The organism is Rhizobium quercicola (genome assembly GCF_021168455.1).
Lineage (GTDB): Bacteria > Pseudomonadota > Alphaproteobacteria > Rhizobiales > Rhizobiaceae > Ferranicluibacter > Ferranicluibacter quercicola.
The window spans coordinates 125452-145379 of record NZ_JAJOZR010000008.1; the positions used below are offsets into that span (position 1 = coordinate 125452).

At 65.7% G+C, this 19928-nt stretch carries 19 protein-coding genes; 11 read left to right on the forward strand and 8 right to left on the reverse strand.

Features of this window, described 5'->3' with window-relative positions; translation table 11 throughout:
- Positions 1-52: 52 nt before the first annotated feature.
- Together LRX75_RS13800 and LRX75_RS13805 are read left to right on the forward strand one after the other, a co-directional pair.
- Positions 53-1039: a Gfo/Idh/MocA family protein gene (locus LRX75_RS13800; protein ID WP_231815262.1), complete on the forward strand. Its 987-nt coding sequence runs from the start codon at positions 53-55 to the stop codon at positions 1037-1039.
- Positions 1040-1193: 154 nt separating this feature from the next.
- Entirely contained in the window at positions 1194-2348 is a 1155-nt protein-coding gene (locus LRX75_RS13805; protein WP_231815265.1) for an IS4 family transposase, read from the forward strand.
- Between the two features lie 80 nt (positions 2349-2428).
- Here the strand turns inward: LRX75_RS13805 and LRX75_RS13810 are convergent, their stop codons facing one another.
- Positions 2429-2692, reverse strand: a complete 264-nt coding sequence (locus LRX75_RS13810) for a spike base protein, RCAP_Rcc01079 family (RefSeq protein WP_231815267.1) — start codon at positions 2690-2692, stop codon at positions 2429-2431.
- Positions 2693-2836: 144 nt separating this feature from the next.
- Here LRX75_RS13810 and xseA point away from each other — a divergent pair, with 144 nt between their 5' ends.
- The 4 genes from xseA to LRX75_RS13830 all read left to right on the forward strand — a co-directional run bounded on the left by xseA (position 2837) and on the right by LRX75_RS13830 (position 6390).
- Positions 2837-4405, forward strand: a complete 1569-nt coding sequence (gene xseA / locus LRX75_RS13815; RefSeq protein WP_231815466.1) for an exodeoxyribonuclease VII large subunit — start codon at positions 2837-2839, stop codon at positions 4403-4405.
- A 69-nt stretch (positions 4406-4474) separates the two neighbouring features.
- Complete coding sequence (locus tag LRX75_RS13820) at positions 4475-5086, forward strand: NAD(P)H-dependent oxidoreductase (RefSeq protein WP_231815269.1); 612 nt, start codon at positions 4475-4477, stop codon at positions 5084-5086.
- Between the two features lie 50 nt (positions 5087-5136).
- Entirely contained in the window at positions 5137-5487 is a 351-nt protein-coding gene (locus LRX75_RS13825) for a MarR family transcriptional regulator (RefSeq protein WP_092985922.1), read from the forward strand.
- 36 nt (positions 5488-5523) lie between these two features.
- On the forward strand, positions 5524-6390 hold the full coding sequence (locus tag LRX75_RS13830) for a C40 family peptidase (RefSeq protein ID WP_231815271.1): 867 nt from the start codon (positions 5524-5526) through the stop codon (positions 6388-6390).
- Between the two features lie 9 nt (positions 6391-6399).
- Here the strand turns inward: LRX75_RS13830 and LRX75_RS13835 are convergent, their stop codons facing one another.
- From LRX75_RS13835 to LRX75_RS13865, 7 genes are all read right to left on the reverse strand, one after another.
- Positions 6400-7362 (reverse strand): 2-hydroxyacid dehydrogenase, encoded by a 963-nt coding sequence (locus LRX75_RS13835; protein ID WP_231815272.1) that lies wholly within the window; start codon positions 7360-7362, stop codon positions 6400-6402.
- Positions 7363-7397: 35 nt separating this feature from the next.
- Positions 7398-9026, reverse strand: a complete 1629-nt coding sequence (locus tag LRX75_RS13840; RefSeq protein WP_231815275.1) for an ABC transporter ATP-binding protein — start codon at positions 9024-9026, stop codon at positions 7398-7400.
- Positions 9023-9520, reverse strand: coding sequence for a type II toxin-antitoxin system VapC family toxin (locus LRX75_RS13845; protein WP_231815277.1), 498 nt, complete (start codon positions 9518-9520; stop codon positions 9023-9025). Before LRX75_RS13845 ends, LRX75_RS13840 begins: the two co-directional genes overlap by 4 nt.
- Positions 9517-9828 carry a hypothetical protein gene (locus LRX75_RS13850; RefSeq protein WP_231815278.1) on the reverse strand — a complete coding sequence of 104 codons (312 nt, stop codon included), beginning with the start codon at positions 9826-9828 and terminating at the stop codon, positions 9517-9519. The genes LRX75_RS13845 and LRX75_RS13850 overlap by 4 nt, the downstream gene beginning before the upstream one ends.
- A 63-nt stretch (positions 9829-9891) precedes the next feature.
- A complete protein-coding gene (locus LRX75_RS13855) occupies positions 9892-11034 on the reverse strand; it encodes an ABC transporter permease (RefSeq protein WP_231815280.1) in 1143 nt (380 codons plus the stop codon).
- Positions 11034-12125, reverse strand: coding sequence for a microcin C ABC transporter permease YejB (locus LRX75_RS13860; RefSeq protein ID WP_113149512.1), 1092 nt, complete (start codon positions 12123-12125; stop codon positions 11034-11036). Before LRX75_RS13860 ends, LRX75_RS13855 begins: the two co-directional genes overlap by 1 nt.
- A 177-nt stretch (positions 12126-12302) precedes the next feature.
- Positions 12303-14210 (reverse strand): extracellular solute-binding protein, encoded by a 1908-nt coding sequence (locus tag LRX75_RS13865; protein ID WP_231815282.1) that lies wholly within the window; start codon positions 14208-14210, stop codon positions 12303-12305.
- A gap of 184 nt (positions 14211-14394) precedes the next feature.
- Between LRX75_RS13865 and mepA the strand changes: the two genes are divergently transcribed.
- The 5 genes from mepA to dapB all read left to right on the forward strand — a co-directional run bounded on the left by mepA (position 14395) and on the right by dapB (position 19888).
- Positions 14395-15513, forward strand: coding sequence for a penicillin-insensitive murein endopeptidase (mepA, locus tag LRX75_RS13870; protein WP_231815285.1), 1119 nt, complete (start codon positions 14395-14397; stop codon positions 15511-15513).
- Between the two features lie 74 nt (positions 15514-15587).
- Entirely contained in the window at positions 15588-15968 is a 381-nt protein-coding gene (locus LRX75_RS13875) for a methylglyoxal synthase (RefSeq protein ID WP_231815287.1), read from the forward strand.
- 120 nt (positions 15969-16088) lie between these two features.
- Positions 16089-17114 (forward strand): glucokinase, encoded by a 1026-nt coding sequence (locus LRX75_RS13880; RefSeq protein ID WP_231815289.1) that lies wholly within the window; start codon positions 16089-16091, stop codon positions 17112-17114.
- Positions 17115-17216: 102 nt separating this feature from the next.
- A complete protein-coding gene (locus tag LRX75_RS13885) occupies positions 17217-19058 on the forward strand; it encodes an ABC transporter ATP-binding protein (RefSeq protein ID WP_231815291.1) in 1842 nt (613 codons plus the stop codon).
- Positions 19059-19066: 8 nt separating this feature from the next.
- Entirely contained in the window at positions 19067-19888 is an 822-nt protein-coding gene (gene dapB / locus LRX75_RS13890) for a 4-hydroxy-tetrahydrodipicolinate reductase (RefSeq protein ID WP_231815294.1), read from the forward strand.
- Positions 19889-19928: the final 40 nt, after the last annotated feature.

The window sequence follows — 19928 nt, forward strand, 5'->3', positions numbered from 1 at the left end:
AGTCCGCCGCGTCCATGGCATAGTCCGGCGCACAGTCAGGGAGAAGCATGTCATGTTGAGGTTCGGAATTCTGTCGACCGCCAAGATCGGTCGCGATGCGGTCGTTCCCGCCATCCAGGACGCGGAAAACTGCGTCGTCACCGCCATTGCCAGCCGCGACGGCGCCCGCGCCCGCGCCATGGCGGACCGTTTTTCCGTGCCGCACGCCTTTGCGAGCTATGAGGAGATGCTGGCCTCCGACGTGATCGACGCCGTCTACATCCCCCTGCCGACCGCCCAGCATGTCGAATGGTCGATCCGGGCGGCGGAAGCCGGCAAGCATGTGCTCTGCGAAAAGCCGATCGCCCTGAAGGCAGCAGAGATCGACCGGCTGATCGAGGCGCGCGACCGCACCGGCGTCCTGATCTCGGAAGCCTATATGATCACCTACAGCCCCGTCTGGCACAAGGTCCGCGCGCTGCTCGCCGAAGGCGCGATCGGCCGGCTGCGGCATGTGCAGGGCGCCTTCACCTATTTCAATCGCGACCCGGCGAACATGCGCAACATTCCCGAACTCGGCGGCGGCGGCCTTCCCGATATCGGCGTCTACCCCACCATGGCGACCCGGTTTTCGACCGGCATCGAGCCGCAGCGGGTGCAGGCGACGACGGAACGCGATGCGACCTTCGGCACCGATATCTATTCGAGCGTCCGGGCCGATTTCGGCACGTTCGAACTGTCCTTCTACATCTCCACCCAGCTTGCGGCCCGCCAGGTCATGGTGTTCCACGGCGAGGAGGGCATGATCGAGGTGACCTCGCCCTTCAATGCCGAGCGCTACGGCCGCCAGGAAGTGGCCCTGACCAACCAGAACCACAGCCAGTCGCAGCTTTTCCGCTTCCAGGACACGCGCCAGTACAAGCTTCAGGCCGAAGCCTTTTCGCGCGCGGCCACGGGCGGCAAAGACGATGTCGTGACGCTCGAAAACTCGCGCGCCAACCAGGCCTTCATCGACGCGATCTACCGCGCCAGCGACAAGGACGGCTGGGAAGCCGTCTGAGACTTCCGATAAAGCGCCGCATCGTCTCCTCCGTCATCCTTGGGCCTTGTCCCACTGCTGTCCGGTTTAAATTTGTAGACAAGGTGCACGGTGTTGATTCTACTCGTATTCGAGCGTTTGGCGACGATCTCGGACACGAAAGGGAGGCAACACCGTGCGGCATCACAATAGCGTCTTTCATGATCTTTTGAAGCGTGTTCCCTGGTCGGCGTTCGATCGGCTGGTCGAGGAACACAATGCCGACAAGCATGTGCGGCGGCTGTCGACGAAGACCCAGTTGATCGCGCTTTTGTACGGCCAGCTTGCGGGCGCCGTGAGCCTTCGCGAGATCGCCGCAGGGCTGGAGAGCCATTCGGCACGGCTCTATCATCTGGGCGCGCGGCCAACCACGCGCTCGACGCTTGCTGATGCCAATGCGAAGCGATCCAGTGCGGTGTTTGCCGGCCTCTTTGCCGAACGGGTGGCAAGAGCGGGGCGCGGCCTTCGCCGGGCCGTTGGCGAGGCGACCTATCTTATCGATGCGACAGGGGTTCGCCTGTCGGGTGCCGGATCGCAATGGGCGCGGTTCTCCCATCAGGCCTGTGGCGCCAAGGTTCACGTGATCTACGATGCGGATGCCGAACGGCCGATCTATGCGACCGTCACCCCGGCCAATGTTAATGACATCACCGCGGCCAAAGCCATGCCGATCGAGCCGGGCGCCACCTATGTCTTTGATCTTGGCTATTATGACTTCGGCTGGTGGGCTGAAATGGACAAGGCGGGATGCCGGATCGTAACCCGGTTCAAGTCGCACACGCCGCTGACCGTAACACGCGAACAGCCGGTCGAAGAGACCGGCCCGATCCTGTCGGACCGCATCGGTTTCCTGCCGGCACGTCAGGCAAGAAACCGGAAGAACCCGTTCGGTGATCCGGTTCGCGAGATCACCGTGAGAACCGAGACAGGCAAGGTGCTGCGGGTTCTCTCCAACGACCTCGATGCGCCGGCACAGGAGATCGCGGATCTCTACAAGCGCCGTTGGGCGATCGAGCTGTTTTTCCGCTGGGTCAAGCAGACGCTGAAGATCCGGCATTTTCTGGGCACGTCGGAGAACGCCGTCCGCATTCAGATCGCCGTCGCCCTGATCGCCTACCTCCTGCTGCGATGCGCGCAGGCCGACCAGACGATCATCTCGAGCCCGATTGCCTTCGCCCGTCTGGTGCGCGCCAACCTGATGCACCGCCGCCGAACCGACCGCCTCCTCGAGCCGCCGCCAAACCACATCCGAAGTAAGAACCAATTGGCGTTCCAATGGGCAGAGATTTAAACCGGACAGCAGTGGGACAAGGCCGAGGATGACGATCGTGGAGGGTTGTTGGTCATCCATCGGTGATAGCCGGGAAACGGTCAGACGAGCCCGACGAGGCTCGACGCGGTGGTGCCGGTCGCAAGGATGCGGTCGGCCCGCAGCGGCAGCAGCGTGCCCTGGGGAATGCCGGTAAGCGTGACGAGCGCGCCGGACTGCATGCGCAGCGCGAGCGAGCCTTCCGATCCCACGAAGATCGCCCGCGTCGTCTCGGGCAGGTCGGCCGTGTCGGCCGGCGTGATGGCGAAGGCGTGGGTGGCGGGGCTCGAAAGAGAATTTGCCGTGTGGGCGAAACGGTCGGTCATGGGTCTGTCGTCCTTCTCTCGGTTCACATTGGTCTTTCGCCGACAGAATGCCGCAGGACGGCGCGGCGGGGAAAAACGATGGCGACATTCTTCGCCGGAACGCCGCATCTGGTCTTCTGCGCGGGGGCGCGTCACAATGGCGGCATGAGCTTTTCCTTCGATGCCGATTCGCCGTCAAACCTGTGGGAATATTCCGTTTCCGAGCTGTCCGGCTCGATCAAGCGGACGATGGAGCAGGCCTTCGACCAGGTGCGCGTGCGCGGAGAAATCTGCGGCTATCGCGGTCCGCATTCCTCGGGCCATGCCTATTTCGGGCTGAAGGACGAACGCGCCCGCATCGACGCCGTGGTCTGGAAGGGCACGATGGGCAAGCTGCGCTTCAAGCCCGAAGAGGGCATGGAGGTGATCGCCGTCGGCAAGGTCACGACCTTCCCCGGCTCGTCCAAATACCAGATCATGATCGAGACGCTGGAGCCTGCCGGTGCCGGCGCGCTGATGGCGCTTCTGGAAGAGCGCCGGCGCAAGCTTGCCGCCGAAGGCCTGTTCGAGGACAGCCGCAAGCAGCGCCTGCCGTTCATGCCGCGCGTCATCGGCGTCGTCACCTCGCCCACCGGCGCCGTCATCCGCGATATCCTGCACCGCATCGCCGATCGCTTTCCCGTGCATGTCGTCGTCTGGCCGGTCAAGGTGCAGGGCGAGGGCTCCGGCGACGAGGTGGCCGCCGCCATCCGCGGCTTCAATGCGCTGGAGCCCGGCGGGCCGATCGTCCGGCCGGACGTGCTGATCGTCGCGCGCGGCGGCGGCAGTCTCGAGGACCTCTGGGGCTTCAACGACGAGGCCGTGGTGCGGGCCGCCGCCGCCTCCGATATTCCGCTCATCTCCGCCGTCGGGCACGAGACCGACTGGACGCTGATCGACCACGCGGCCGACCGTCGCGCGCCGACGCCGACGGGTGCCGCGGAAATGGCGGTGCCGGTGCGCGCCGACCTCGAGGCGACGCTGACGGCGCTGACGGCGCGCCTGCGCAATGCTGCCGGCCGGCATATGGACCATCGCCGGCACGCGCTGCGCGCCCTTGCACGCGCGCTGCCCTCGCTCGATCAGGTGCTCGCCCTGCCCCGCCGCCGCTTCGACGAGGCGGCCTCCGGGCTCGTGCGCGGGCTGGTGTCGAACACCGCCGACAAGCGCCGCAGCTTCGAGCGCGTCGGCGCGCATCTGCGCCCCGACATGCTCGCCGCCCGGATCAACGACCGCCGCCAGCGGCTTCTCGAACGGATGGTGCGGGCGGAGCGCAATGTCGAACGGCTGATCGCCCGCGCCGGCACGCGCGTGACCTCGGCGGATGCGGCGCTGCGCGGCCTGCCCGTGCGGCTGCTCTCGCAGATCCATCGCTCCGCCGACCGGCTGCACGGCCTGTCAGGCCGCGCGGACGCCGCCGTCGCCGCCGAGCTGCGGCGCGCCCGCAGCGCTGTTACGGCGCAGGACCGGGTGCTGCAGTCGCTCTCCTACCAGAACGTGCTTGCCCGCGGCTACGCGATCGTGCGGGATGCCGACGGCGCACCGGTCAAGGCCGCCGCCGCGCTCTCCACCGGCCAGTCCGTGGCCCTGCAATTTGCCGACGGCACGGTCGGTGCAATCACCACCGAGGGAACGGCACCGAAAACGCGCAAGCGCGGCAGCGCGGTGCCGGCCAAGCAGGGCAGCCTGTTCTAGGGCTTGGCAAGCACAGACGGGCCGGGTTGCCGCAGACCGATGCGACGACGAACCGTTCGAGGATATCCGATGCATTTCCTTCTCGTGCTCGCCCATCCGCTGCAGGACAGCTTCGCCGGGGCCGTGGCCGACACCGCGACGCGGGCGCTGGAGGCCAATGGCCACAGCGTCGATCGGCTCGACCTCTATGCGGAGGACTTCGATCCGCGCCTCGCCCAAGCGGAGCGACGCGGCTATTTCGACGACCCCTACGACACCACGGGCATCGCGCCGATCGTGGAGAGACTGTCGGCGGCCGAAGGGCTGATTCTCGTCTTTCCGCAATGGTGGTTCAATTTCCCGGCGATCCTCAAGGGCTTCTTCGACCGCGTCTTCGTGCCCGGCATCGCCTTCACCCATGACGCGGCGCGCGGGCGGATCGTGCGCAAGCTGACGAATATCCGCCTGCTCCATGCCTATACGACCACCGGCTCGCCCTGGTGGGTCGCACGCCTCGTCATGGGCGACCCCGTTCGCCGACTGATGCGGCGCGGCATCGCGCCGTTCTGCGCCGAGGGCGTGGACTTCCGGATGCTGTCGCTGCACGACATGGACCGGGTGACGGACGCGCGACGCCGCGCCCATCTCGAGCGCATCACGCGGCGCCTGCACCGGGTCGGGCGTGCGGGAACGCTTCCGTAACGATTTTCCGGGACAAGTTGGATCTGTTTTCCGCGAAGCCCGGAGGGATCATGCCGGTCGAACTGTCCGCAACGCAGGCGCTGACGCTCTGGCACACGGTCTCGCTCGATCAGGTGCGCATCGAGACCGGCGACCTGACGCTGCGGCAGATGGCCATTCTTCTCCATATCTACCTCGTCCCGCCGCCGCACACGGTGCGCGGCCTTGCCGCGACGCTGGGGGTCACCAAGCCGGTGATCACGCGGGCACTGGACACGATGGGCGAGCGCGGACTGGTGGAGCGGGTGCGCGACGAGCGCGACCGCCGCAACGTCGTCATCAAACGCACCGTCACCGGCGCGCTCTATCTTGAAAAGCTCGGCGATCTGATCATTGATCGTGGCCGTAGACTGTCGCTCTGACCCTCTCCTTCCCACACCTCCTTTCCTGTGAGCGTAATGACCCATTCCTTCGACCGCAGGCTTCATGCCTTTCGCCCGGATCTCGCGGAGGAAAGCCTGCGCGGCCATGTGGATGCGCTGGCCTATACCGCCGGTTCGTCTGCCGTCTGCTGCGTGCCGGTGATGCCGCTGCGGGCCGAGCCGGATCTCGGCTGCGGCACCGATACGGAGCTCCTGATCGGCGAGACCGTGCGTGTGCTCGACACCTCGCAGGGCTGGGCCTGGGTCAAGGCGGATGCGGACAGCTATGTCGGCTACGTCCCGGATTTCGCGGTGGTCAGCATTCAGAAGAGCCCGACGCACATCATCACCGCGCCGCGCACCTTCGTCTATTCCGGCGCGGATCTGCGCTTTCCCACCGTGCAGGCGCTGTCGATGGGCAGCCGCATCACCGCGATCGACGAGCGTGGCACCCGCGGCACACGCTATTTCCTTCTGGAGAATGGCCAGGCGGTCGTCGCCGGTCATTGCGCGCCGGTCGGCGAGGCCCTGCCGGGCGACTATGTCTCCATCGCCGCACGCTTCCTCGAAACGCCCTATCTCTGGGGCGGCCGTTCCGGCTTCGGCATCGATTGCTCGGGGCTCGTGCAACTGTCGCTGATGATGACCGGCGTCAGCGCGCCGCGCGACACCGACCTGCAGGCCGCATCCCTCGGCCACGAGATCGCCCGCGAAGATCTGCGCCGCGGCGACCTCGTCTTCTGGAAAGGGCATGTGGCGATTATGGAGGATGGCGCGACCCTGATCCATGCCAATGGCAACACCATGACGGTGGCGCGCGAAGGGCTGGACGAGGCCATCGAGCGGATCGGATGGCTCTACGAACAGCCGACCGCCTTCCGCCGGCCCGTCGAACGGCTCTGAAACACGAGATCAATAGCCGGCTGTTCGATCGACCAGATGCTCGAAGGGCAGGCCCGCTTCGTGCCGCTCGATCTGCTTTTCCACATGGCGGAAGAGCGCGCGGACATCCGACGCCGCGGCGGCATGCGGCGTCACGATGACGTTCGGCAACGTCCATAGCGGGCTATCGGCCTCCAGCGGTTCGGAGGAGAACACGTCGAGCGACGCCCCGTGCAGCACGCCGGAGCGGACGGACGCGACGATGTCAGCCTCCACCTGACTGCCGCCCCGGCCGGCATTGATGAAGACGGGTGCACCGAACGGTCCCTTGCGGCTCAGTTTCGCAAACAGCGCCGCATCGAACAGGCCGCGCGTCTCCGCCGTCAGCGGCAGGAGGCCGACGAGGATATCGGTGCGCGCGAGGAAGGTGTCGAGGCCGGTCTCGTCATAGGTGTCGATCCCCTCGATCGTCTTTGCCCGGCGCGACCAGCCGATGACGGTGAACCCCATCGTCTTCAGCTTGCGCGCCGCATCCTGGCCCAGCACGCCGAGGCCCATAACGCCGACGGTGAGCTCCCGCGCCTCCGGCTGGGAAAGCTCGGCCCAGACGCCGCGCCGTGCCTGTTCCTCGTAGCGCACATGCTGGCGCAGATGCAGCAGGCACTGCAGCACCACCCATTCGCTCATGCGGGTGGTGAGCGTCGGATCGACGAAGCGCACCAGCGGCACATCCGGCAATCCCGGCAGCGTCAGCACGTGATCGACGCCGGCACCGCCGGAGAATACGGCATCAAGGTTCGGCGCACGGTCGAAGAGATCGGGCTGCGACTTCCAGACCACGGCATAGCGGGCCTGCGACAGATCGCGCCCGGCATCGGCGGGATCGGCGCGGTTGATGACGTGGCGTCCGGGAAAGGCGCCGACAAGCGCTGCCGTCACCTCGTCCGCGTTGAACTTCAGGTCGATGACGACGGGGGCGGCGGTGGAGGGCATGACGTCTTTCCGGAAACGGTGATCTTGGCCGCAGCCTACTGGCGCACGGCGGGGACGGGCACGGCCTCGAGATCGAAGGCAGCGGCCATGAGGGCCTTGGTATAGTCGTCGCGCGGCGCGGTGAAAATGGCTTCCGCCGGCCCTTTCTCCACGACCTTGCCGAGGCGCATGACGATCATGTCGTTGGCGAGCGCCCGCACGACCTTGAGGTCGTGGCTGATGAAAAGATAGGCGAGCCCATGGCGCGCCTGCAGGTCGCGCAGCAGATCGACCACCTGCGCCTGTACGCTCATGTCGAGCGCCGAGGTCGGCTCGTCCAGCATCACGAATTGCGGCTTCAGCACCATGGCGCGGGCGATGGCGATGCGCTGCCGCTGGCCGCCGGAGAACTCGTGCGGGTAGCGCCAGCGCGTGGCAGCGTCGAGGCCGACCTCCTCCAACGCCGCGGCCACGCGCGTGTCCCGCTCCCGTGCCGACAGGGACGGCTCGTGCACCTGCAACCCTTCGCCGATGATGTCGGAGACGGCCATGCGCGGGCTGAGCGAGCCGAAGGGGTCCTGGAAGACGATCTGCATGCGCCGGCGCAGCGGCCGCATCTGGCTGAAGGAATAGCGCTCGATCGTCTGTCCCTCGAAGCTTATGCGCCCCTGCGACCCGATCAGCCGGGTGAGCGCGAGGCCGAGCGTGGTCTTGCCGGACCCGGATTCGCCGACGACGCCGAGCGTCTGGCCGGCGCGCAGCGTCAGGTCGATGCCATCGACCGCCTTCACATGGTCCACGGTCTTGCGCAGGAAGCCGGCCTTGATCGGGAACCAGACCTTCATGTCCTTCGCCTCGATGACGATCGGCTTCGTCTCGTCGGAAGCCGGCGGCTTGCCGCGCGGCTCGGAAGCGAGCAGATGACGGGTATAGGCGTGCTGCGGATTGTCGAAGATCTCGGCCGTCGGCCCGGTTTCCACGATCCTGCCCTTCGTCATGACGCAGACGCGGTCGGCGATCTTGCGGACGATGCCGAGATCATGGGTGATGAACAGCATGGACATGCCGTGCTCGTCCTTCAGCTGCTTGAGAAGCGCAAGGATCTGCGCCTGCACGGTCACGTCGAGCGCCGTGGTCGGCTCGTCGGCGATCAGCAGCTCCGGCCGGTTGGCAAGCGCCATGGCGATCATCACGCGCTGGCGCTGTCCGCCGGAAAGCTCGTGCGGATAGGCCTTGAGGCGCTTCTCCGGCTCGCGGATGCCGACCTGCCGCAGAAGCTCCAGCACGCGCGGCCGCGCCTGCGCCGGCTTGATGCCCTGGTGCAGGTCGAGGATTTCCGCGATCTGCCGCTCGATCGAATGGAGCGGATTGAGCGAGGTCATCGGCTCCTGAAAGATCATCGTGATGTCGTTGCCGCGCACGTCCCGCAGCGCGGCATCGTCGATCTTCAGCAGGTCGCGCCCGTTGAACAGGATTTCCCCGCCCGGATGACTGGCGGCGGGATAGGGCAGAAGCTTCAGGATCGAATTGGCCGACACCGACTTGCCGGACCCGGATTCGCCGACGAGTGCCACGACCTCGCCCTTCGCGATATCGAACGACACCCGATCGACCGCCAGAGACGTCTTGCCGCCCTGGTGGAAAGCCACGGAGAGATCGCGCACGGAGAGGAGCGGTTCGGTCATGGGGACAGGGATTCCAGGAGGGTGGTGAGTGTGGGGATGTCGGGAGCGGCCATTTTGATCGAAGCGGCTTTCCGCACGCCATAGCGGAGGTTGTAGATTTCATCGACCTTCCGCAGATCACGATCATCGGTAAGGAAGAGCGAGCATTCACATCCAAAAGCTGTTGAAAGGTGAATGGCGTCAGGCAGTTTCAACCGTGTTTGCGACCGAAGCACGGCGGCATACCAGAGCACCTGCCGGGAAACGGGTTCGACATCCAGCCAAGCACACTGCCGAACCATATTATCATAACGAGAGATGAGTTCGTCATCGTGATTTTTATAGGGTTTGGTAAGAACCTCGGCCAGCGTGAGTTCACTGGTCAAAATAATGGGTGAGTCGGCTGCCTCGGAGATCGAAATCAAGTCGATCAATAAGGCTGAACGTTCCGATTTCTCTTCTGCGACGAAAATGAAGGCGTTCGTGTCGAAATAGATCCTTGGTGCCTTCCTCATTCATCATCCCATTCGTCCCGCAGCTCCCGTATCCGGCGAACAGCTTCCTCGGCATCTGTCGTCGATCCGCGCTTTTCCTTGTAAGCTCGAATATCTTTCAACAGGTCCGCAAGTTCTACCGGTGCACCCGGCTCGCGATAGGTCGGAAGGAAAAGCGGAGTCTTCTCCGCTACGCCGCGTTCAGGCACATCAGGCGATATGTCCTGTTGTTCGATGACGATTCGAACCGTTGCGTCGGAGTCGAAGCCACTCCTGAGGTCATCAGGAAGTTTCGATGCGGGGTAATGAGCGCGCACGATCTTGTTCATCTCTCGTCCTTCCTTTGTATTGCGGTGCAACCATCATACCGCCAATACCTTCATCTGGCGAGATCACCCAAACGTCTTTCGCGGATCGAAGGCGTCGCGGGCGGCCTCGCCGATGAAGATCAGGAGCGACAGCATGACCGACATCACCAGAAAAGCGGTGAGGCCGAGCCAGGGGGCCTGGAGGTTGGACTTGCCCTGCGCGATCAGCTCGCCGAGCGAGGGCGAGCCGGGGGGCATGCCGAAGCCGAGGAAGTCGAGCGAGGTGAGCGTGGTGATGGAGCCCGAAAGGATGAAGGGCAGGAAGGTGAGCGTGGCGACCATGGCGTTGGGCAGCAGATGCCGCCACATGATCGTGGCATTGCCGACGCCCAGCGCCCGGGCGGCGCGGACATATTCGAAATTGCGCGCCCGCAGGAATTCGGCCCGGACCACGCCGACGAAGCCGACCCAGGAGAAGAGCAGCATGATGCCGAGCAGCACGAAGAAGCCGGGCGGCAGGATCGCCGCGATGATCAGGAGGATGTAGAGCACCGGCATGGACGACCAGATCTCGATGAAGCGCTGCATCAGAAGGTCCGTCCATCCGCCGAAATAGCCCTGCACGGCACCGGCGGTGACGCCGACGACGGCGGAGGCGAGGGTCAGCGCCAGACCGAAGAGCACCGAGATGCGAAACCCGTAGATCGTGCGGGCGGCAACGTCGCGCGCCTGGTCGTCGGTGCCGAGCCAGTTGAAATTGCCGGGCGTGCAGCCGCGATCGGCCTCCCCTTGCGGGTAGCCGGAGCAGCGCTCCGCCGCGCTCATCGTCCAGAAGGGCGCCGTGGGGGCGGAATGCGGGATGTTGGAGTTGGCGCTGCGGTAGGAATAGCGGATCGGCGGCCAGACCATCCAGCCGTTCGCCTCGATCTCCTCGCGGATGAAGTCGGAGGCATAGTCGGTCTCGGCCAGAAAGCCGCCGAACCTGTCTTCGGGATAGTTGACCAGCACCGGCACCAGCAGTTCGCCCTTGTAGGAGACGAGGATCGGCCGGTCGTTGGCGATGAATTCGGCGCAGAGGCTGAAGCCGAAGAGCGCGAGGAAGATCCAGAACGACCAGTAGCCGCGCCGGTTGGCCTTGAAGTTCTCCCAGCGGCGCCGGGCGACGGGCGACAGGCGGCCGGGCCGGACAAGGGCGGCACCGGCCGGGTGCGCGGTGATGTCCGTCATCAGACGTCCCTCCGCTCGAAGTCGATGCGCGGATCGACCCAGGTGTAGATGAGATCCGACAGAAGGCTGACGACGAGGCCCATCAGCGAGAAGATGAACAGCGTGCCGAAGACGATCGGATAGTCGCGCTTGACGACGGCGTCATAGCCGAGACGGCCGAGGCCATCGAGCGAGAAGATGTATTCGGTCAGAAGCGAACCCGTGAAGAAGGCGGAGATGAAGGCGGCGGGAAAGCCGGCGATGATGATCAGCATGGCGTTGCGAAAAACATGGCGATAGAGCACCTGCCGCTCCGCCAGCCCCTTGGCGCGGGCGGTGACGACATATTGCTTGCGGATCTCGTCGATGAAGGAATTCTTGGTGAGCAGCGTCGTGGTGGCGAAGGCCGACAGCAGCAGCGTGATCAGCGGCAACGTCATGTGCCAGAGATAGTCGAGGATCTTCTGCCACCAGTTGAGCTGGCTGAAATTGTCCGAAACGAGACCGCGCAGCGGGAACCAGTCGAGGAAGGAGCCGCCGGCAAAGAGCACGATCAGCAGGATGCCGAACAGGAAGCCCGGCACGGCATAGCCGACGATGACGATGCCGGAGGTCCACACGTCGAAGCGCGAGCCGTCCGACACCGCCTTGCGGATGCCGAGCGGGATGGAGATCGCGTAGGAGAGGACGAGGATCCACAGGCCGAGCGAGATCGACACCGGCATCTTGTCGAGGATGAGGTCGATGACCGAGGTGTTGCGGAAGAAGCTCTCGCCGAAGTCGAAGCGCGCATAGTTCCACATCATCGTCAGGAAGCGTTCGAGCGGCGGCTTGTCGAAGCCGAACTGCTTTTCCAGCTTGGCGATGAAATCGGGGTCGAGCCCCTGCGCGCCGCGATAGCTGCCGCCGCTCTGGTCGCCGCCGGAGGCGCCCGCAAGGTCGCCACCGCCGCCGGACAGCCGGTCGCCGCCCTGGTTCGGCCCGGTGAGATCGGCGATGACCTGCTCGACCGGACCGCCGGGTGCGAACTGGACGACGGCAAACGAGATGGCCATGATGCCGATGATCGTCGGGATCATCAGGAAGAGGCGGCGCAGGATATAGCCGCCCATCAGATCCGCACGCCCGACATGAGCCGCGCCAGCCACGTGACGGCGGCGCAGAGGGCGCCGCTGCGGCCCCCCGTCTGATGAAACCCGATTGTGCGATGTGCGATCAAAGCGCTGACGTTCCCGTTCCTGATTCGCGGCCTGCCTATGAAAAGCAGGCCAGTCTGACGTGCAAGGCTTTCATGGAGCTTTCGCGGCGGCGGACCACCAGATCGCGGGAAAGCCGACATTGTATTGCGGCAGATTTTCAGGATGCGTCAGGTCCTGCGCATAGGCGATCCGCATGTCGCGCGAGGCATAGCTGGGAATGACGATCTGCTGTGCCAGGAGCACGCGGTCGAGCGCCTTCGTCGCGGCGACCAGATCGGCGCGATCCTTGGCAAAGATCACCTTGCGGATCAGGGCATCGACACCCGGATCGGCAAGACCGGAGAAATTCTGCGAGCCTTCGCGCGAGGCGGCCGTCGTGCCCCAGTATTCCGTCTGCTCGTTGCCCGGGTTGAGAGACTGCGCCCAGCCGAGATAGATGGCGTCGAAGTCCTTGGATCGCCAGCGATTGGTGTACTGCGAACTGTCGACGGTGCGAACGCGCGCCTCGATGCCGATCTTCCGCAGGTTCTGGCTGAAGGGCAAGGCGACGCGCTCGATCGTCGTGCCGTCGAGCAGGATCTCGAAGCTCAGCGGCTTGCCCGTCTTGGTTTCGATCATCCGGTTGCTCTTCAGCTCGAAGCCCGCCTCCTTCAGAAGCCCGATCGCCTTGCGCAGATTGTCGCGAAGCTTGGCCGGGTCTCCGCCGACGGGGTTCGTGTAAGGCTTGGTAAAGACGGTCGGCGGAACCTTGTCCTTCAGTTCCGTGAGAATCTCCAGCTCCCGCCCCTTGGGAAGTCCCGAAGACGCCAGTTCCGTCGGAAAGAAGAAGCTGTCGATGCGATCATACTCGTTGTAGAAGATCGTCCGCTTCAGCTCCTCGAAATCGAAGGCGTAGTTGAGCGCCTCCCGCACCCGGACGTCCTTGAACGGCTCGCGGCGCAGGTTGAGGATGAAGCCGACCATGACGCCGCTGTCCCGGTTGTCGTTCTCCAGCCGCTCGAGCTTGATCCTGCCATCCTTGATCGCGGGGAAATCGTAGGCTGTCGCCCAGCGTCGGGCGGAATTCTCCCAACGGTAGTTCGCATTGCCCGACCGGAAGGCTTCGAACGCAACGTCGAGGTCTGCATAATAGGTGAAACTGATGGCCTTGAAGTTGTTCTGCCCCACATTGACGTTCAGATTCCGGCCCCAGTAGTCGTCCCGCAATTCGTAGCGGACGGTGGAGCCGGCTTTCATGGACGTCATCTTGTAGGGGCCGGACCCCATGGGCATGTCGAGCGTCGTGCGCGCGATATCGCGCGGCCGCCCGTCCGCGTCCTTTCCTTCCCACCAGTGTCTGGGCACGATGAGCAGGCTGCCGGCCACTTTCGGCAATTCCCGGTTTCCGACCTCGTCGAAGGAGAAGGTCACCTCGCGTTCGCCGGTCTTCTCCACCTTGGCGATATGCCCGTAGTAGGACGCCGCCTTGGGATCGAGTTCCTTGGCCTTGTCGAAACTGAAGACCACGTCCTCCGGCGTCACCGGTGTGCCGTCCGCCCAGGTCGCTTCCGGCCGGAGACGGAACTTCGCCCAGGCGAAATCATCGGGATAGGCAACGGCCTCGGCCAGCAGGCCGTAGTCCGTGAGAACCTCGTCCATCGAGGGCTTCATCAAGGTTTCGAACACCAGTCCGACGGACATGCCGGAGGCGCTGGCAACGGGACCGACCACGCCTGCGGCCATCTCGCCCTTGGCCAGCACCGGGTTGAACGTGTCGAATGTGCCCATGGTCGCCAGCCGGACCTCGCCCCCCTTCGGCGCCTGCGCATTCACATAGTCGAACTGCTTGAACCCTTTCGGATATTTCAGCTCGCCCACGGTCGACATGCCGTGGCGCCATTGCGGGTCCTGCGCCTGCGCGGGACGTGAGACGACGGAAATGGCGAGGATGGCGGCGGCGATGAGGCCGAGGGTGCCGAAGGTCCGTGCCGGTGTCGTCCTGCTCGTCGTCTGCCGCATGCGGTTCGTCTCCTTGGTCGTGTTCGCCGCACACAATAGGCGAAATGCGGCCGATTGACAGGCGGGGTTCCGGGTCGGACGCGAAATCCGCCGTCACTTCGGCTTGACCGCAAGTCTGACACAAAGACCGTGTGAGAGAGAAAGGACGACATCGCCCGATCACGACAAGCCCGGACAGACCCGCATGACATCGTCTTTCACACGATTTTCCGTCGGCACACGATTCCCGGCCCGCGCACGCGTTTCGGCCGGATGGGCGGCCAGAGCCTTTCTCGCGGCCGCCCTCGTCCTGCCCCTCCTCGGGCTCGAGCCCGCCCTGTCGGCGGAGCCGCAGACGGCCAAGCAGCTGTTCGGCGGCATGACGCTGCCCAGCAAAACCGCGCCCGCCTCCTTCGGCTCCTACGCCAAGGGGTGCCTGTCCGGCGCAGTCGCGCTGCCGGCCGACGGGCCGACCTGGCAGGCCATGCGCCTCTCGCGCAACCGGCGCTGGGGCAATCCGCACATGATCATGTTCCTCGAGCGCTTCTCGCGCGATGCGGCCGAGATCGGCTGGGGCTCGGGCATCCTGCTCGGCGACATCTCCCAGCCCCGCGGCGGGCCGATGCTGACCGGCCATGCCTCCCACCAGATCGGGCTCGATGCCGACATCTGGTTCCAGCCCAAGCCCGCGCGGGCGATGAGCGTCGCGGAACGCGAGACCAGACCCTTCGTGTCCATGCTCGACAAGACCAAGTTCCTCACCGTCAATCCGGAGCGCTGGACGCCCACCCATGCGCGGCTGCTGATGCGGGCCGCGAGCGAGCCGGAGGTCGATCGCGTCTTCGTCAATCCCGCGATCAAGAAGAAGCTGTGCGAGACCTGGACCGGCGACCGGACGGCGATGGGCAAGATCCGCCCGATCTACGGCCATGACGAGCATTTCCATATCCGCATCAAGTGCCCGGCCGATTCGCCCGGCTGCAAGCCGCAGGCGGCCGTGGCGCCCGGCGACGGCTGCGACAAGTCCCTTGCCTGGTGGTTCACCCAGGAGCCCTGGGCGAAACCCAAGCCGAACCCGGACGCAAAGCCGGTCAAGCCGCGCTTCGTCATGCTGTCGGACCTGCCGCAGGCCTGCAGCGGCGTGCTGGCCGCGCCATCCTCGTCGGAAGCTGCCTCGACCTTCGGTGGCGCCGTTCCGGTCTCCGGGCCGGCCTCTGCGCCGGTCTCGGCCTTCGCGCCCGCCGCCATCATGCCACCCGCCACGATTGACGATCCCTCCGTTCCCGTGCCCACGCGCCGTCCGCTTGCAGGCGGGGTCCAATGACGCGTCCGCACTTTCCTCTTGAATCGATTTAGGTTCCGGGAAATATGAGCGGAGAGGATGATGCGGAGGACGCGATGACGGCTCGCAAATGCATGGCGCTGATCGCGCATGACCTGAAGAAGCAGGACATGGCGGAATTCGCCAAAGCCCATGAGCGCGTGCTGGCGGACTGGCGGATCGTCGCCACCGGCACCACGGGCGGCCGCGTGCAGGAGGCCTGCCCCGGCCTCGACGTGACGCGGCTGAAGAGCGGGCCGCTCGGCGGCGACCAGCAGATCGGCGCGCTGATCGCCACCGGCGATGTGGACCTTCTGATCTTCTTCATCGATCCGCTGACCGCGCTGCCGCACGATGTCGACGTGAAGGCCCTGACGCGGCTGGCGACCGTCTACGACATCCCCATGGCGCTCAACCGCGCGACCGCCGAGCGCCTGGTGGATTTCCGGCCGCTCTGAGCCCCGGGTATCGTCAGTCCCGACTTTTGCACTGGAGCGGCCCGGCAAAACATGCGAAGCGCTTTCCGCCCGCTGATCCCGGTCGCCCGATCCCCATAGCCCGATCCCTCAGGAGGTTTCATGTCCGCGTCTGCAGAAACGGTTCCCGGTCTCGCCTTTCCCATCCTGATCGGCGATATCGGCGGCACCAATGCCCGTTTCGCGCTGCTGAACGATGCGACGTCGGAGCCGGTGGTGTTTCCCGTGGTGCCGACCGGGGGTTATCCGAGCATTCAGGCCGCGCTCGAAACCAGCATTCTTCCGCACGCCGCCCAGCGCCCGCGCTCGGCCATCATCGCCGTCGCCGCCCCGGTCAAGGGCGACGCGATCCCGCTGACCAATGCCGGCTGGGTCATCACGCCGGCCGACATGATCGCGACGCTCGGCCTGTCGGACGTCATCGTTCTCAACGATTTCGAGGCGCAGGCGCTGGCCGTGGCCGCCATCGCCAAGACCGACTGCGCGCAGATCGGCACCGGCACGCCCCTGGAAAGCGCCTCCTGCGCGGTGCTTGGCCCCGGCACGGGCCTCGGCGTGGCCGGGCTCCTGCACACGCATGCCACCTATTTCCCGGTGCCCGGCGAGGGCGGCCATGTGGATATCGGCCCGCGCACGCCGCGCGATACCGCCCTCTGGCCGCATCTGGAGACGATCGAGGGCCGGATCTCGGCCGAGCAGCTGCTCTGCGGCCGCGGCATCGTCAACATCTATCAGGCGATCTGCCACACGGACGGGCTGACGCCCGAACACACCGACCCGGCCGACGTGACCTCGGCGGCCCTTGCCGGCACGGACGCGGCCTGCGTCGAGACGCTGTCGCTCTTTGCCGGCTATCTCGGCCGCGTGGCGGGCGACATGGCGCTGATCTTCATGGCGCGCGGCGGCGTCTATCTCGCCGGCGGCATCTCGCAGAAGATCCTGCCCGCCCTGCAGCAGCCGGAATTCCGCGCCGCCTTCGAGGACAAGGCGCCGCATTCGGCGCTGATGCGCTCGATCCCGACCTATGTGGTCACCCATCCCTTCGCCGCTCTCGCCGGCCTTGCGGCCTTCGCGCAGACCCCGGCGCGCTTCGGCGTGGCCACCACCGGGCGCCACTGGAAGGACTGACCGGACCCCAAAAGGGCCGAGACTCGCCAAACGGCTCCAGAGGCACTATAGAGCGCGGCGCAAGCATCCGATCGAAGGACCGCCCGGTCAGGGAAAGAGCTTTTGAAAGATCAGAAGAAGAAGCACACGCCAGTGGACGCCGAGACGATCACCAGCGTGCTCAAGCGGGTCGCGCGGGAGAACGGGCGGGCACATATCAAGGGCTATCTGTTCGCCATCGCCTGCCTCGCGCTGGTCGCGGCGTCCACGGCGTTCACGGCCTGGATCATGGAAGCCGTGGTCAACGAGGCCTTCGCCAACAAGCGCGCCGACATGGTGCTCATCATCTGCGCCGCCATCTTCGTCGCCTTCGTCGTGCGCGGCTTCGCCACCTACGGGCAGGCGGTCGCCCTGTCGAAGATCGGCAACAATATCGTCGCCAGCTATCAGCGCCGGCTGTATTCGCACCTGATGGCGCTCAGTGTCGGCTATTTCACCGATGCCCGCTCGGCCCGCATCTCCGCCAAGATCAGCCAGAACGTGTCCGGCATCCGCGACGTGCTCAACATGACGGTCACCTCGATCGCGCGCGATCTCCTGACCCTGATCGCGCTGATCGGCGTCATGCTCGGCAAGGACTGGGTGCTGACGATCATCGTCTTCCTCATCGCGCCGCCGCTGCTGATCGGCCTGCGCTACGTCTCGCGCCGGCTGCGCAATGCGACGCGCGAATCGGTCGAGATCAACAGCCACGTGCTCGGCGCCATGCAGGAGACGATCCAGGGGATCACGATCGTCAAGGCCTTCACCATGGAGGACCAGCTGAAGGGCAAGGTCGAGGCGATCATCCAGCGGGCGGAGAACCGCGCGAACCGCATCGCCCGCCTGTCCGAGCGCACTGCGCCGATGACGGAGACCTTTGCGGGCTTCGCCATCGCCAGTGTTCTCGGCTATGCCGCCTTCCGCTCGATCTACGACAACGTGCCGCCCGGCGCCTTCTTCTCCTTCGTCACCGCCCTGCTGATGGCCTATGATCCGGCCCGGCGGCTCGCGCGCCTGCAGGTGTCGCTGGAGCGCGCCGCGGTCAATGCGCGGATGATCTACGAGGTGCTCGACACGGTGCCGCACCAGCGCGACCAGCCGGATGCCAAGGCCCTGGACGTGTCCTCGGCGACGATCACCTTCAACAACGTCCATTTCGCCTATGGCAATGGCGAGGAGATCCTCAAGGGGGTCAGCTTCGTGGCCGAAGGCGGCAAAACCACGGCGCTGGTCGGCCCCTCGGGCGCGGGCAAATCGACGGTCATCAGCCTCATTCCGCGCTTCTACGATCCCTCCGTCGGCGAGATCCTGATCGACGGTCAGGACATCGCCCACATCACGAAGCTGTCGCTGCGCAACGGGCTCGCCTATGTCTCGCAGCAGCCCTATCTCTTCGAAGGCTCGATCGGCGACAACATCCGCTACGGCCGGCCGGAGGCGACCGACGAAGAGGTGTACGAGGCGGCCCGGCTTGCCTATGCGCACGACTTCATCCTCGCCCAGCCGCAGGGCTACGACACGCCGGTCGGCGAAAACGGCGTGACCCTCTCGGGCGGCCAGCGCCAGCGCCTCTCGATCGCCCGCGCGCTCGTGCGGCGCGCGCCGATCCTGCTGCTCGACGAGGCGACGTCCTCGCTCGACACCGAATCGGAATCCGCCGTGCAGAAGGCGCTCGACCATGCCATGGACGGCCGGACCGTCGTGGTGATCGCGCACCGGCTCTCCACCATCGTCAATGCCGACAAGATCATCGTCATGCGCGACGGTCTGGTGGTCGAGGAAGGCTCGCATACGGAGCTTGCGGATCGCAAGGACGGGCTTTACGCTCGCCTTCACAATCTCCAGGGCAGCCAGTCGGCTGCCACCATCGAAGATCTGGTCGCCGGCGAAGAGCGGGTCGACAGCACGGAAAAGACGCCATGAGCGCCGACATGAGCACTGCGGACATGAAACTCGTCGTGGTCGGCGCGGCGGGCCGCATGGGCCAGACGCTGATCCGCACGATCCACGCCATGCCGGGCGTCACGCTGTCGGCCGCCGTCGAGCGTTCGGGCTCGGCCTTCATCGGGCGGGATGCCGGCGAGATCGCGGGCCTCGGCCCCACGGGCATCCTCGTGACGGACGATCCGCTGCGCGCCTTCGTCGAGGCCGAAGGCGTCCTCGACTTCACGGCACCGGCTGCCAGCGTCGAATTTTCCGGGCTCGCCGCCCAGGCCCGCATCGTCCACGTCATCGGCACGACCGGATGCTCGCCCGCCGACGAAGCGCGGTTCGATGCCGCCGCCCGCCATGCGCGCGTGGTCAAGTCCGGCAATATGAGCCTCGGCGTCAATCTGCTCGGCGTTCTCGTGCAGCAGGCCGCCCGCGCCCTGCCCGCCGCCGGATGGGATCTCGAAATCCTCGAAATGCACCACAGGCACAAGGTGGACGCGCCGTCCGGCACGGCGCTGCTTCTCGGCGAAGCGGCCGCGCGCGGCCGCGGCATCGACCTCGAAAGCCAGTCCGTGCGCGTGCGCGACGGCCATACGGGCCCGCGACCCGAGGGCACGATCGGCTTTGCGACGCTGCGCGGCGGTTCGGTCATCGGAGAACACTCGGTCATCCTCGCCGGCGAGGGCGAGAGCGTGACGCTGTCCCATTCGGCGACCGACCGCTCGATCTTCGCACGCGGCGCCGTGACGGCCGCCCTCTGGGCGCGGTCGCAGAAGCCCGGTTCCTATTCCATGCTGGACGTGCTGGGGCTGACGGCCTGAGCCCGTCGCCTCCCTTCGTCCGCCCTTTTGCCCGACTGAA